The organism is Roseateles agri, assembly GCF_034043675.1.
In the GTDB taxonomy this organism is placed as follows: Bacteria; Pseudomonadota; Gammaproteobacteria; order Burkholderiales; family Burkholderiaceae_C; genus KK5.
Genome location: NZ_JAXCLA010000007.1, coordinates 289,257 through 303,939, shown reverse-complemented (window position 1 = coordinate 303,939; position 14,683 = coordinate 289,257). Strand labels below are relative to the sequence as shown.

10 protein-coding genes and 1 other RNA gene are annotated in these 14,683 nt (G+C 67.8%); 6 read left to right on the top strand and 5 right to left on the bottom strand.

The genetic code is table 11. The features are described 5' to 3' along the window. Positions 1–8: 8 nt before the first annotated feature. Positions 9–1,982, bottom strand: a complete 1,974-nt coding sequence (dnaX, locus tag SNE35_RS21770; protein WP_320425115.1) for a DNA polymerase III subunit gamma/tau — start codon at positions 1,980–1,982, stop codon at positions 9–11. A 54-nt stretch (positions 1,983–2,036) separates the two neighbouring features. On the opposite strand from dnaX, the gene SNE35_RS21765 reads away from it, so the two are divergent. The 3 genes from SNE35_RS21765 to SNE35_RS21755 all read left to right on the top strand — a co-directional run bounded on the left by SNE35_RS21765 (position 2,037) and on the right by SNE35_RS21755 (position 3,649). Further along, a complete protein-coding gene (locus SNE35_RS21765; protein WP_320425114.1) occupies positions 2,037–3,164 on the top strand; it encodes an AIR synthase related protein in 1,128 nt (375 codons plus the stop codon). 17 nt (positions 3,165–3,181) lie between these two features. Next, positions 3,182–3,278: signal recognition particle sRNA small type (ffs, locus tag SNE35_RS21760), an RNA gene on the top strand. Between the two features lie 89 nt (positions 3,279–3,367). Beyond that, on the top strand, positions 3,368–3,649 hold the full coding sequence (locus SNE35_RS21755; RefSeq protein ID WP_320425113.1) for a hypothetical protein: 282 nt from the start codon (positions 3,368–3,370) through the stop codon (positions 3,647–3,649). 5 nt (positions 3,650–3,654) lie between these two features. Here SNE35_RS21755 and SNE35_RS21750 read toward each other — a convergent pair whose 3' ends face one another. The 4 genes from SNE35_RS21750 to SNE35_RS21735 form a co-directional block, all read right to left on the bottom strand. Further along, on the bottom strand, positions 3,655–6,087 hold the full coding sequence (locus tag SNE35_RS21750) for a protein kinase domain-containing protein (protein WP_320425308.1): 2,433 nt from the start codon (positions 6,085–6,087) through the stop codon (positions 3,655–3,657). 14 nt (positions 6,088–6,101) lie between these two features. Further along, the gene (locus tag SNE35_RS21745; RefSeq protein WP_320425112.1) at positions 6,102–7,910 is read right to left on the bottom strand and encodes a serine/threonine protein kinase; all 1,809 of its coding nucleotides are present in this window, start codon (positions 7,908–7,910) and stop codon (positions 6,102–6,104) included. Positions 7,911–8,053: 143 nt separating this feature from the next. Further along, positions 8,054–11,842 (bottom strand): ATP-dependent RNA helicase HrpA, encoded by a 3,789-nt coding sequence (gene hrpA / locus SNE35_RS21740; RefSeq protein ID WP_320425307.1) that lies wholly within the window; start codon positions 11,840–11,842, stop codon positions 8,054–8,056. Between the two features lie 82 nt (positions 11,843–11,924). Beyond that, entirely contained in the window at positions 11,925–12,308 is a 384-nt protein-coding gene (locus tag SNE35_RS21735) for a VOC family protein (protein ID WP_320425111.1), read from the bottom strand. Positions 12,309–12,413: 105 nt separating this feature from the next. Here SNE35_RS21735 and argA point away from each other — a divergent pair, with 105 nt between their 5' ends. From argA to SNE35_RS21720, 3 genes are all read left to right on the top strand, one after another. After that, positions 12,414–13,754, top strand: coding sequence for an amino-acid N-acetyltransferase (gene argA / locus SNE35_RS21730; protein WP_320425110.1), 1,341 nt, complete (start codon positions 12,414–12,416; stop codon positions 13,752–13,754). Between the two features lie 57 nt (positions 13,755–13,811). Further along, on the top strand, positions 13,812–14,084 hold the full coding sequence (locus tag SNE35_RS21725; protein WP_320425109.1) for an oxidative damage protection protein: 273 nt from the start codon (positions 13,812–13,814) through the stop codon (positions 14,082–14,084). Positions 14,085–14,243: 159 nt separating this feature from the next. Next, the gene (locus SNE35_RS21720) at positions 14,244–14,540 is read left to right on the top strand and encodes an H-NS histone family protein (protein ID WP_320425108.1); all 297 of its coding nucleotides are present in this window, start codon (positions 14,244–14,246) and stop codon (positions 14,538–14,540) included. The last annotated feature ends 143 nt before the right edge of the window (positions 14,541–14,683 follow it).

Sequence of the window (14,683 nt, the reverse complement as noted above, 5' to 3'; positions counted from 1 at the left end):
TTTGAAAATCAGTGGAGGATCGAGCGGATCGATCCGGGCACGATGCGTGCCGTCTTGAAGTCGGCCAGCAAGGCCTGCGCGATCGGGTCTTCGACGACGATGCGCTCGATCTCGCGTTGCTTCGCCTGCGCCGCGGCGGCTTCGCGCAACGCTGGCGAGTCCTGCGCCACGCCGGCTTCGAGTTCGATGCGCACAGGCCGCTGCAGGGCCGTGTTCAAGGCCGTCTGCAGCTTGTCCTTCAGCGCCGGCTGGCGCAGCGAATCGCGCTCGACGCGCAGGCGCCAGACCTGCGTCTCACCTTCCTCGCTGAAGCCGATGCATTGCGCCTGCATCGCCAGCTCGCGCGGCAGCGCGGTCAGGCCCAGGGTCATCACCTGCGCGTGCCAGCGCTCGCCGAGCGGCGTGGGCTCGAAGACGACGTCCGCGCCGGCGGTCGACGCATAACCCTTGCTGCGCTCGGCGGGCGCATCGTTCTCGCCGAAATCGGGATCACCCAGATCGGCGGCACTGACAGCGACATCGTCGTCGGGCCCGGCATCGAGCCAGGGCGGCGGCTCATCGCCAGCGGGCGGCGGGCCCAGGTCGTCATCGGCTTCCTGCTCGACCGGCTGCACCATCGCACGCGGACGCAGTCGCGCGCTCGGCGAGCTGGGATCGACGGCGGTGCGCACCGGCGGCGGTTCAGGCGCACGCACCGGTGCGGGTTCACGCACGGGTTCGGGCACGGGAGGCCGGGATGCCGCCACGGGCGGCGCAGCAACAGGCACAGGCACAGGCACCACAACCTTGGGCGCGACCGGCGCTAGCAGCGGCGCGGCGGCCACCGCGGGGGCCGGCTCGGCCTTCGCGGCAGGCGGTTTCACCGGCTGCTGGCTCGCGGCACCGGCCGGCCGAAAAGCCAGCATGCGTAGCAGGACCATCAGCAGGCCCGCGTATTCATCCGGCGCCAGCGCCAGTTCCTGGCGGCCATGCAGGGCCATGCTGTACATCAGCTGGATCTCGTCGGCCGGCAGCAGCGCGGCGAGGCGCCGGGCCTCGGCCGTGTCGGGATCCTGCTCGTCGAGCGCGCGCGGCGCGGCCTGGGCCACCGCCATCTGCTGCAGCAGGCCGGCCAGGTCTTCCAGCGTGCCGGCGGCCGACAGGCCCAGACTGCGCAAGGCGTCGGCCTGGGCGACGACGGCAGCGCCGTCCGCGGCGGCGAGCGCGTCGAGGATGGCCGTGACGTGAGAGCGGTCGACGCTGCCCAGCATCTGACGCACGCCCGGCTCGGTCAGCGAGCCGGCGCCGAAGGCGATCGCCTGGTCGGTGAGCGACAGCGCGTCGCGCATCGAGCCGCGCGCCGCGCGGGCCAGCAGGCGCAGCGCACCGGGCTCGGCCGGCACGTTCTCGGTCTGCAGCACGCTGGTCAGGTGGCTCAGTACGTTCTGCGGCGCCATCGGCCGCAGGTTGAACTGCAGGCAGCGCGACAGCACCGTCACCGGCACCTTCTGCGGATCGGTGGTCGCGAGCACGAACTTCAGGTACTCGGGCGGTTCCTCGAGCGTCTTCAGCATCGCGTTGAAGGCGGTGTTCGAGAGCATGTGGACTTCGTCGATCATGTAGACCTTGAAGCGCCCGACGACCGGCTTGTAGACCGCCTGGTCCAGCAACTGGGAGATCTCTTCCACGCCGCGGTTCGAGGCCGCGTCGAGCTCGACGTAGTCGACGAAGCGACCTGAGTCGATATCGCGGCAGGCATCGCAGACGCCGCAGGGGGTGGCAGTGATGCCGCCGCTGCCGTCCGGGCCCGTGCAGTTGAGGCTCTTGGCGAGGATCCGCGAGACCGTGGTCTTGCCGACGCCGCGCGTGCCGGTGAACAGGTAGGCGTGATGCAGACGCTGCTGCGTCAGCGCGTTCGACAGGGCCTGCACGACGTGCTCCTGTCCCACCATCTCTTCAAAGGCGCGGGGGCGGTACTTCCGGGCAAGGACCAGATAACTCATGGCGCGGCATTCTACGGGCGGGCTCCCTGCCGGCCTGACCGATAATCCGAGACCATGAGCAACACCGCCCCCTCCTCCGCCGAAACTCTCAGTTATGAGCAAGCCGGCGTCAACTACGACCTGATCGATCCGCTGAAGATCTCGGCCCAGCGCGCGGCTGCCGCGACCGGCGCCCACCTGATCGGCCACGGCTTCACCGAAGTACCCGCCTCGCGCGGCGAATCGGCCTACGTCGTCGACGTCGGCCCGTTCTACATGGCCTCGATCGTCGAATGCCTGGGCACCAAGACCCTGGTGGCCGACGAGATGGCCAAGCTCACCGGCAAGAGCAGCTATTACGCCGCCATCGCCCAGGACACGATCGCGATGGCGATCAACGACCTGATCACCGTCGGCGCCACGCCGCTGGTCGTGCAAGCCTACTGGGCCGCCGGCGGCTCGGACTGGTTCGGCGACAAGGCCCGCGCGCAAGCGCTGGTCGAGGGCTGGAAGAAGGCCTGCGACACCTGCTCGGTGGCCTGGGGCGGCGGCGAGACGCCGGCGCTGGCTGGCATCGTCGAAGAGGGCCGCATCGACCTGGCCGCGTCCTGCACCGGCCTCGTCAACCCGAAGCAGCGCCTGTCGGTCGGCGACAAGCTGGGTGCGGGCGACGCCATCGTGCTGCTGGCCTCCAGCGGCATCCACGCCAACGGCCTGTCGCTCGCGCGCAAGCTGGTCGAACGGCTGCCGAACGGCTACCTGACCGAGATCGAGCCGGGCCTCACCTACGGCGACGCGCTGCTGGCGCCCACCGTGCTGTACTCGCCCGTCACCGAGGCGCTGTACAAGGCCGGCATCCAGCCGCACTACTGCGCCAACATCACCGGCCACGGCTGGCGCAAGCTGCTGCGCCACCCCGGCCGCTTCACCTACCGCATCCACACCGTGCCCCCGGTCACCCCGGTGCTGAAGTTCATGCAGCAGCACGCCAAGCAGGACGACCGCGAGGCCTACTCGACGCTCAACATGGGCGCCGGCTTCGCGATCTTCGTTCCCGCCACGGATGCCGCCAAGACAGTCGAAGTCGCCAAGGCCTGCGGCATCGACGCCTGGGTCGCTGGCGCGCTGGAAGAAGGCGAGAAGCAACTGCTGATCGAGCCGCTGAACATCCGCTTCAGCGACGACGATCTGCAACTTCGCTGAGGGGTATACTCCACCCCGACGGGCCTCCTCGCATGGAAGCGCGGCCAACCGGGTCAGGTCGGGAACGAAGCAGCCCCAACCGTTGCAACCAGTGCCGAGTCAAGGCTCGTCAACCTCTATCAAGCCGGCGTTCGCCGGCTTTTTCATTTGTGACCGGCAGTAACTCTGCGCCGATCCGGTCACCGTCATTGCCCTGAGATGCGTTGAACACACAAGCAACGATTGATCAGGAGCAGATGATGATGCTGAACAAGAGCCGCCTCATTTCCACCGCGGCCCTGCTGGCCCTCGTCGGCGCTGGCCTCAGCGGCTGCGTCGTGGTGCCGGCGCACCGCTATTACGGTGGCGGCTATGTCGCCGAACCGGCCGTGGTCGCCGGTCCCGGCATCTGGGTCGATGGCTACTGGGGCTGGGAAGGCGGACGCCGCCGCTGGTACGAAGGCCACTACGAACACCGCGATGGCTATCGCGATCGCGGCCGCTGACCCGTTCAGCCGGCCTGCTTGAAGGCCATCACAGCCTGGTTGCGCAAGGTGCGCAGCAGCGACAGTTCCTTCTCGCCCAGGTCGATGCTGCCGGCGCGTACCTTGTCGGCGTAGATCAGCGCGAAGGGCGCGCCCTTCATCGCCATCGGCAGCAGCAGGAAGCTCGAGGCGCGCACCGGACCTTGAAACCAGGCCGGCAGCCGTTCGGCGATCTTCGGCACGCCGGCATCGGCGATCAAGGTGTCCACGCCCTTCTGGCAGACCGCGGAGAACAGGTCGGCCACTGTGCCTGGCGGCGCGCTCAGCGCAACGCGGAACGCCGGCGTCACCGCCTCGACGCCCTCACCCAGGCCGAAGCGTCCGGTCAACGCATCGGTCTTCGGATCACGCAGGCAGAAGACGACGCGGCGGAAGCCGAGGCCCCGATAAATCGTCTCCAGGATCATCCGCAGCACCTCGTTGAGCTTGAAGCTCTCCACCATCGCCTGGGTGATGTCCTGCACGCCGGCGGTCAGCATGTCCACCGCCTGTTCACGCGACGGCTGTTGACCGGGCAGCGTCGGCTCCAACACCTGCGTTGCCTGCAACTGGTGTTCCGACAGCGAATCGTCATTGGGCGCGGGCGTCGACGGCGCCAGCAGGCGCTCCGCCTGTGAGCCCTTGGCGAGCTTGATGTCCATCGCCTGCGCCATCTGGCCCAGGCGCTGGCGAGCCTGCTCGGCAGCCTTGGCGAAGGCCTCCGAGGTGACGCCCAGTGCCCGCGCGTAGCGCTGCGCCATCGCGCGGACGCGGCCGTGCGCATCCTTGGCCTCGGCCAGCAGCAAGGCATCGGCCACGTCGTTGGCGGCACGCGCGAGCCAGCGCTGGCGCTCGATCGGGCTGTCCACCCGCCGTGCCGGTGGCTCACCCTCGGGCCGGCGCATGCTGGCCTGCAGCACGTCCGGCAGGCCCCACTTGCGCGCCACGCCCACGCCCAGTTGCTCGTAGCTCATGCCCAGCACCTGCATCGAAGCCGCCGCCTCGCTGACCGGCTTGGCATCGGGCGCCGCGCCGCGCTCAGGCCGCATGATGCGGCGCACCTGCTGCGCTTCCTCGGGGAAGTAGAACTCGCTCAGCACGCGGCCGAGGTGATGGAACATCGCACAGAGGAAGGCCTCCTCGTTGTTGTGCGGCGCGCCGCACAGCTCACGCGCCAGCGACGCGGCCATCAGCGAGCGCAGGAACTCCTCGCGCAGCAGCTGCGCGTGGGCCTTGTTCTCCATGCGCTCCAGCAGGATCAGCGACAGCGCCAGGTTGCGGATGCCGGCGAAGCCGACCAGCGCAACGGCGCGCGACACGGTGCTGATCGTGCCGCCGCCGGCATGGCTGAACTGCACCGTGTTGACCAGGCGCAGCAGCTTGTGGGTCAGCGCCACGTCCTTCAGGATTTCGTTCGAGAGACTCGTGATGCTCTCGTTCTCGCTCTGGGTCAGGCGCTGGATGCGGCCCACGGCGTCGGACATCGCCGGGAAGTCGCTCTTCATCCGCATCCGGCGCAGCAGGAACTCCAGCGCCGCGCCTTCGCTGCCTTCGCCCACCGGCTCCTGCGCCGGATTCAGCCACGCCGCCAGCGCATCGCGGAACGCCCGCGCGCTGGGCCAGCGCTGCGAGCCGTCGCGCGCCAGGCCGCGCTGGACGATGGCGCGCAACGCGTCATCGACATCGGCGGCCAGGCCCGACGGAAGGGTCAGGTCTTGCTCGACCACGCGGTGGACCGATCGCCAGGGATCGGCATCCTGGTTCAGGCGACGGCCGCTGAGCATCTCGGCCAGCAGCAAGGCGGCAGCGAAGACGTCCATCAAGGGGCTCGGCGCCTCGCCGCGTGCGGCCTCGGGCGAGAGGTAGCTGGGCGTGCCGACGATGGGCTCCGGCTCGCCGCTGGCCGGCGCCTCGCCGGCCTTGGCCACGCGGGCGGCGATGCCGAAATCCATCACGCGCGCACGGCCCTGGGCATCGAGCAGGACATTCGTCGGCTTCAGGTCCCGATGGACCACGCCGCTGTCGTGCGCCGCCTGCAGGCCGTCCAGCACTTGCAGCATCAGCTCCACGGCATCGCGCGCCGGCAGCGCCCGCCCGCCACGCAACCGCTCGGCCAAGGTGCCGCCCGGCACGTACTCGAACACCATGTAGGACTGCCCGCCCTGCGCGTCCGCCTCGAACACCGGCACGATGTTGGGATGCGTCAGCCGGCTGACCGCGCGCGCCTCGTGCAGCCACTCGTCCACCGTGAGCGGATCGGCGCCGGAGCGCAGCACCTTCACGGCCACCTCCCGGTCCAGCCGCGGGTCGTGCGCGAGCCAGACCGTGGCCTGCGCGCCCTGCCCCAGGCTCTTCAGCAGGCGGAAGCGGCCGAGCTCAGGCGGCAGCGATGACTTGCGGCCCTCGGCCCCGGTGCCCATAGCCACGGGCCGGCTCAGCGGCCGCCGGAAGTGAAGCGGCCGCGCAAGGCCGAAGCCTTGGGCACGGCAACCACGGGCGGCGCTTCGGGCTCGTCCGGCGCGCCTTCACCGCTCTCCGGATTGATCGCCAGCTCGACCTCCCGCAGGCCGATGTGCAGCGTGCGGGCGTAGCGCTTGGTCGCGGTCTCGATGGCGGCCTGCCGCTTCAAGGGTTCGGGCTGCAGCAGCGCGTCGGCCAGTTCGTTGGCGAGACTGGCGGTCAGGCGCAGCGTCTCGGCATCGGAATCGGCATGGCGCACCGGCGCATCGGCGCCCTGGCGGCGGATCATGTGCTGCAACTCGTCACCGAGGCTCCAGTAGCGCGCCACCGCCTGGCCCAGGGTGTCCAGATCGCAACCGAGCACCGCGTAGGCGCCGGCCTGCTCGGTCATCGGCGCCGGGTTGGGATGGTCGGGCGTGGGCTCCAGCGGCTGGATCAGTTGCCGGATCTGCTGCGCATCCTCCGGGAAGTGATAGGTCACCAGCAGGCGGCCCAGGCTCTGCATCACCGTGATCAGGTAAATGACCTCGGCGTCGTAGCCGGCGGGCCGCAGCGCCTGTGCGATCTGGCCCGCGCGCTGCAGGTGATCCATCAGCTTGCGCAGCATGATCGCGGGCTGCTCGGCCAGCACGCCCGGCCAGGGCTTCAGCGAACGGGCCGCCTCCTGCACGCCGTTGAGGCCCAGCATGGCGATGGCGCGCTGCAGGTTCAGCACCGTGCCGTCCACCGGCGCGCCCTGCTGCTTCAGCGAATTGTTGACGCGGCGCAGCAGCTCCAGGCTCAGCGCCATGTCCTTCAGCACCAGTTCTGCCAGGACGCTGATGTGCTTGCCGCCCATGCTGCTGGACTGCGCGACGGCGTTCAGCGCCGTCGTCGTGCCGGGCAGGTGGCCGACGCGTTGCAGCCGGTCGATCAGCAGTGCGATCGGCCCGCCGTCGTCGGCATTGGCGGCCGTGCGCCAGCCGTCCAGCGCGCGCAGGAAGCTGCGGGCCATGTGATAGCGCTGGCGGGCCTGCCGGTCGGTGGCGCGATTGCCGATCGCGCGCAGCGGATCGGGGATCGGGTGCGGCGTCTCCCAGCCCAGGCGCACGACCTCGTGGCCGATCGGCTGCATCTGCTGAATCACCATCTGCAGATCGTTCAGCTCCAGCACCGGCCGGCCGGTGAGGAGGCGATGCAACAGCAGGCCGACACAGAGCACATCCTCCTCGGCGGCCTCGCGCACCGCGCGACGCGTGACGGCGTTGAAGTTCGCATTGGCCGGGAACACTTCCTGGGCCACTTCCAGGCCCAGCAGGCAGACCTGGTTGGTCGGGCTGATGACCACCAGGGCGGCCTGGATGTCGCGGTGCGCATGGCCGGCCTCGTGCGCGAAGGCCAGGCCTTCGAGCAGTTGGCAGATCCAGTCGGCCGCCTCGTTCGGCACCGGCGCGGGTCCGCGGGCGAGCCGTTCGTCCAAGGTCTCGCCGAGCGCGCGTTCGTAGGCGACATAAGGCCAGTGCTCGACCTGGCCGACCTCGACGACGTTGCCCAGGTTCGGGTGCTTCACCCGCGCTCCGGCGTTGGCCATCTTCTGCCAGTCTTCGGCAGCGGCAGGCGAGTTGGGCGCCACGCGCGGCATGCAGAGGTAGAGCTCCTGCTCGTTGCGCTCGTCGTAGACGATCCAGAGCATGGTGCGCGCGCTCTTGTTCAGCAAGGCGCGCAACTCGAAACGGCCGAAGCTGCGCGTGGGCGCTGCGGCGGCGGGCTTGGTCGCGGCGGCGGTGGGAGAGGAATCAGGCACGGATCAGGGGACCGAAAGGCAGGGCTCTAGTTTCATCCCAATTTGACACAATTGGGAGCGCACCCTAACGGCGAATTTGTACGGCATTCGCCCAGGTTTTAACGCAAAGCCCCTCCTTGTAACTAAATGCTCCAGCGGCAGCCTCAAGCCGTCATCTGGTCCCAGACCTTCTGGAGCCGCTTGACGCTGACCGGCTGCGGCGTGCGCAGCTCCTGGGCGAACAGGCTGACGCGCAATTCCTCCAGTTGCCAGCGGAAATCGGCCAGCCGGGCATCCTGCTGGCCTTTCAGCTCGATCAGCCGGCGGGTGTAGCGCTGCTCCAGCGGCTTCAGTTCCGCCATCAGCCGCGTGTCGCGGGCCGCGTCGGCGCGCAGCTTGTCGAGCCGCGCGACGATGGCCTTCAGGTAGCGGGTGACGTGCTGCAACTGCGACCAGGGCGTGGCGACGACGAAGATCTTCGGCACCAGCCGGTTGAGCTGCGCGGAGATGTCGTCGGCTACATCCTTGGCCGCGCGGGCGTCCTTGAGCTTGCGCACGGCGGCGGCGTAGTCCTGCAACACCGCGCCGGTCTGGCGGGCCACCTCCTGGGCAATCAGGTTCAGGCGCGCGCGGCCTTCCTCCAGACGCGCCTTGAAGGCGAACTCGTCACCCGGCAGCGGATCGGCCAGGAAGGCGCGATCCAGCGCGACGCCGATGATCTGCTCGCGCAGTTCCTCCGCCGTGCCCAGGCCCATGTAGAGCACGGACATCTTCTGCAGGTCCGGGATGTTCTTCTCCAGGTACTTCAGCGGCTCCTTCAGCTGCAGCGCCACCAGGCGGCGCAGGCCCAGCCGGTGCTTGGCCGCGGCCACCTCGGGTTCGTCGAAGACTTCGATCTCGACGTGCGCGCCGCGGTCGATCAAGGCCGGGAAGCCGATCAGGGTCTGGGCGCCCTTCTTCACTTCCATCAACTCCGGCAGGGTGCCGAAGGTCCAGGCGGTGTAGGCGGTGGCGCTGTCCTTGACGGGCGCGGCGGGCTTGGCCTTGACGACCTGGACGCCCGCCGGTGCGGCCGCAGTCGGTACCGCCGGAGCCGCGGCTGCGGGCAGCTTCAGCGCCGCCAGCGCCTGGAAGGCCGAACGCGCCTGGCTGCCCAGTTCGGCCTTCAGCGCGGCCAGGTTGCGGCCCAGGCCCAGTTGCCGGCCGTGCTCGTCCACGACGCGGAAGTTCATGAACAGATGAGCCGGGATCTGCTCCAGCTTGAAGTCGTTGCGCTGGATCGCAAGCTGCGTGCGCTCCTTGACGGCCCTCAGCAGCACCTCGAGCAGGCTGCCCTGCGCGAAGGGATTGAGCTCGATGAACTCGGCGACGAAGTCCGGCAGCGGCACCAGCCGCGCGCGCGGCTTCTGGTGCAGGCTCTTCAGGAAGGCCGTGACCTTGGCCTCCAGCATGCCGGGCACCAACCATTCGCAGCGCTCGTCGCTGACCTGGTTCAGCGCATAGATGGGCACGGTGACGGTGAGGCCGTCCTTGGCGTCGCCGGGCTCGTGCAGGTAGGTCGCGGTGCAGTCGACACCGCCGAGGCGGATCGTCTTCGGGAAGGCATTGCTGGTGATGCCGGCGGCCTCGTGGCGCATCAGCTCGTCGCGGCTGAGGAACAGCAGCTTGGGCTCGGCCTTGGCGGCGTGGCGGTACCAGCGCTCGAAGCTGGCGCCGGAGACCACGTCGGCCGGCAGTTGCTGCTCGTAGTAGGCGTAGATCAGCTCATCGTCGACCAGCACGTCCTGCCGGCGCGACTTGTGCTCCATCTCCTCGACCTTGGCGATCTGCTTCTGGTTATGCGCCAGGAAGGGCAGCTTGGTGTCCCACTCGCCGTTGACGAGCGCCTCGCGGATGAAGATCTCCCGTGCCGCCGACGCATCGACCTTGCCGAAGTTCACCCGGCGGTTGCTGTAGATGACGATGCCGTACAGGGTCGCGCGCTCCAGCGCGATCACCTCGGCGGCCTTCTTCTCCCAGTGCGGCTCGGCGAGCTGGGTCTTGATCAGGTGGCCGGCGATGCCGGGCAGCCACTGCGGCTCGATGGCGGCGATGCCGCGACCGAACAGGCGCGTGGTGTCCACCAGCTCGGCGGCCACGATCCAGCGGCCGGGCTTCTTGGAGAGGTGCGCGCCCGGGTGGCGATAGAAGCGGATGCCGCGCGCGCCGAGGTACCAGTCGTCCTCGTCGCTCTTCAGGCCGATATTGCCGAGCAGACCCGATAGCATCGACAGGTGAACCTGCTCGTAGGTTGCCGGGCTGCCGTTCATGCGCCAGCCGTGCTCGGCGACAACGGTGTGCAGCTGCGAATGGATGTCGCGCCACTCGCGCACGCGGCGTACGGAGACGAAGTTGTCGCGCAGCAGTTGCTCATGCTTGCGGTTGCTGAGCTTGTGCTCGCCCTCGCCACCACGCGATTCACCGAGCCACTTCCACAGCTTCAGGTAGCCCATGAACTCCGACTTCTCGTCGTCGAACTTCTTGTGCTTCTCGTCGGCGGCCTGCTGCTGCTCCAGCGGGCGGTCGCGCACGTCCTGCCCGCTGAGCGCACTGGCGATGATCAGCACCTCGGTCAGCGCCTCGCGGTTGCGGGCCTCCAGGATCATGCGGCCGACGCGCGGGTCCAGCGGCAGCTTGGACAGCTCGCCGCCCAGCGGAGTCAGCTCGTTCTGGTCATCCACCGCGCCCAGTTCCTGCAGCAGCTGGTAGCCGTCGGCGATGGCCTTGCGCGGCGGTGGTTCGATGAAGGGGAACTCGTCGACATTGCCTAGGTGCAGCGCCTTCATCCGCAGGATCACGCCGGCGAGCGAGCTCCGCAGGATCTCGGGGTCGGTGAACTTCGGGCGCTCGTTGTATTCCTTCTCTTCGTAGAGACGGATGCAGATGCCGTTGCTGACCCGCCCGCAGCGGCCCGCGCGCTGGTTGGCCGCGGCCTGGCTGATGTTCTCGATCTGCAGCTGCTCGACCTTGTTGCGGTAGCTGTAGCGCTTGACGCGAGCCAGGCCCGGGTCGATCACATAGCGGATGCCGGGGACGGTGAGCGAGGTCTCGGCCACGTTGGTAGCCAGCACGATGCGGCGATTGCCGTGCGGCTCGAAGACGCGGTTCTGCTCGGCTTCCGACAGGCGCGCGAACAGCGGCAGCACCTCGACGCCGGGCGGGTGGTGTTTGCGCAGCGCCTCGGCGGCCTCGCGGATCTCGCGCTCACCGGGCAGGAAGACCAGCACATCGCCCGAGCCCTCGCGCCAGAGTTCGTCGACGGCATCGCAGATCGCATCGTTGACGTCGTACTCGCGCGATTCCTCGAACGGCCGGTAGCGCTGCTCCACCGGGAAGGTGCGGCCGCTGACCATCAGCACCGGCGCCGGGCCTTTGGCCGACTCGAAGTGCTTGGCGAAGCGGTCGGCGTCGATGGTGGCCGAGGTGACGATGACCTTCAGGTCCGGCCGGCGCGGCAGCACTTCGCGCAGGTAGCCGAGCAGGAAGTCGATGTTCAGCGAGCGCTCGTGCGCCTCGTCGATGATCAGCGTGTCGTAGGCCTTCAGCAGCGGGTCGGTCTGCGTCTCGGCAAGCAGGATGCCGTCGGTCATCAGCTTGACGCTGGCGCCGGGCTGCAGCCGGTCCTGGAAGCGGACCTTGTAGCCGACGATCTCGCCCAGCGGCGTCTTCAGTTCCTCGGCAATGCGCTTGGCGACGCTGCTGGCCGCGATGCGGCGCGGCTGGGTGTGGCCGATCAGCTTGCCGGTGTTGGCGCGGCCACGGCCGAGCGCCAGCGCGATCTTGGGCAACTGGGTCGTCTTGCCGGAGCCGGTCTCGCCGCAGACGATGATGACCTGGTGTTCCTCGAGCGCGCGCGCGATCTCGTCGCGGCGGCCGGAGACCGGCAGCGACTCGGGGAAGGTGATCGGGGGCAGCGGGTTCGCCGGAACCGGGCCGCGGGGAGGCTTGGAAGGGGAAGAATCTTTCACGGAGCGCGGATTATCCGCGCCCCAGATGTCAGCTCGCCTGCTCGGTGTACTTGATGACGCTGAACGCCGCGCCCTGCGGATCGGCCAGCGCGGCCATGCGGCCGACGCCCGGCACTTCCATCGGCGGCATCAGCACCTTGCCGCCCAGCGAGGTGCACTTGGCGATCGCCGCATCCACGTCGTCGACGGTGACGTAGACGCCCCACATCGGCGGCATCGAGCCGTCCGGGCAGGACATCAGGCCGCCTACCGGCGTGTCGCCGACCTTGGCCACCCGGTAGGTGCCGTTGGGCATCGGCATCTCCTCGATCTTCCAGCCGAACAGGCTGCCGTAGAACTCGGCGGCCTTGGCAGGGTCGGTGGCCATCAGCTCCGACCAGCTGAAAGCGCCGTGAGTCTTCATCACGTCCATGGTTTGTCTCCGTCTTGGGTTGGGGGACGGCAATACTCTCGCGCCTGAATGGTGGAAACAAGTGCCGTCGATGCCGCCAGAGAGGCTGCGGCACAATTCCGCCCCATGAGCCTCGTCTTCCCGCACACCTTTGTCCCCTGGTTCCGTTCCGTCGCGCCCTATATCCATGCGTACCGAGGTGAGACCTTCGTGGTCGGGATGCCGGGTGAGCTGGTGGCGGCGCACAAGCTCAACGCCTTCGTGCAGGACCTGTCCATCCTCCACGCGATGGGCATCAAGATCGTGCTGGTGCACGGCTTCCGCCCGCAGGTGGACGAACAGCTGAAGGCCAAGGGCCACAGCTCGCATTACAGCCATGGCGTCCGCATCACCGATGAGGTGGCGCTGGACGCCGCGCAGGAGGCCGCCGGCCAGCTGCGCTTCGAGATCGAAGCCGCGTTCTCGCAAGGGCTGCCGAACACGCCGATGGCCAACTCGACGGTGCGCGTGGTCTCGGGCAACTTCCTCACCGCACGCCCGGTCGGCATCGTCGACGGCGTGGACTTCCAGCAGAGCGGCCTGGTCCGCAAGGTCGACGCGGCGGCCATCCAGCGCGCGATCGACACCGGCGCGATCGTGCTGCTGTCGCCCTTCGGCTTCTCGCCGACCGGCGAGGCCTTCAACCTGACGATGGAAGACGTGGCGACCAGCACCGCCATCGCATTGCAGGCCGACAAGCTGCTGTTCGTCTGCGAGGTGCCCGGCGTGCCGGAAGACATCAGCGACCCGGACAGTGCGATCGATACCGAGCTTGCCCTGGCCGACGCCCAGCGCCTGCTGGACAAGATGACCGAGGCGCCGAAGCCGACCGAATGGGCCTTCTACCTGCGCCACTGCGTCAAGGCCTGCCAGGCTGGCGTGGAGCGCTCGCACATCATCCCGTTCATCGCCGACGGCGCGCTGCTGCAAGAGGTCTACACGCACGATGGCATCGGCACGATGGTCGTCGACGAGAAACTCGAAAGCCTGCGCGAGGCCACGCCCGACGATATCGGCGGCATCATCGGCCTGATCGAACCTTTCGAGCGCGACGGCACGCTGGTGAAACGCGACCGGACCGAAATCGAACGCGATATCGAACACTACACGGTGATCGAGCACGACGGCGTGATATTCGGCTGTGCGGCGCTCTATCCGTATGTCGAGGCACGCACCGCGGAAATGGCGGCGCTGACCGTGCATGCCGAAGTGCAAGGCCAGGGCGACGGCGACCGGATATTGAAGCGTATCGAACAGCGCGCCAAGGCCATGGGTTTGAGCAGCATATTCGTGCTGACGACGCGCACGATGCACTGGTTCATCAAGCGGGGATTCCAGCAGGTCGACCCCGAATGGCTGCCCGAGGAACGCAAGCGCAAATACAACTGGGATCGGCGCTCGCAGGTGTTGGTCAAGCGGCTGGCCTGAACGGCCTGCTTTCATTCATTGATTCATTTGATTACCGAGAACAGAAGAGGTTTCGACATGGCACGCACCGTCCAATGTGTTTATCTGAAGAAGGAAGGCGATGGCCTGGACTTCGCGCCCTACCCCGGCGAATTGGGCAAGCGCATCTATGAAAACGTCAGCAAGGAAGCCTGGGCGGCCTGGATGAAGCACCAGACCATGCTGGTCAACGAGAACCGCCTGAATCTCGCGGACCTGCGGGCACGGCAGTATCTGGCCCGCCAGATGGAGCAATTCTTCTTCGGCGGCGGGGCCGAGCAGCCGGCCGGCTACGTGCCGCCGGCAGCCTGAACCAGGCGCGGCCGAGTATTCAGAGGGTATTTGCCGATACCCCGACGTTGGATGAATGCCAAAAACCGTTAATATCTCCGCTGGAATCTCCGATTAAGTCGTGCCTATAATCAAAGCGTCGACAACCGGTCGGAACCATTGCTTGCGAGGATTGCACAGATGGCATCATTGAAAGACCTCCTGGCCCAGCGGGCCGCCCTTGACGAACAAATCGCCCAAACGAAAGACCGCGAGCGTGGTGAAGCGGTTGCCAAGGTGAAATCGCTGATGGCCGAATATGGACTGACCGTCGCCGATCTCAGCATGCGCGCACCGAAAGCGGTAAAAACTTCGAAGGTTGCAGCCAAGTACAGCAACAAGGCCACCGGTGAAACCTGGAGCGGCCGCGGCCTGCAGCCGAAGTGGCTCAAGGCGGCAATTTCCGGCGGCGCGAAACTCGAAGATTTCCACGTCTGACCCTCGAACTACTGCTGCAAAGCAATCAGGCCACCAATCGGTGGCCTTTTTCATGGGCGAACCTCGGGTGAATCGCTAGCCGTTCATCAATATGCGGCTGCTAACATCTTGTAACTCCTTTTCGCCACAAGCCTCCCTGCCCG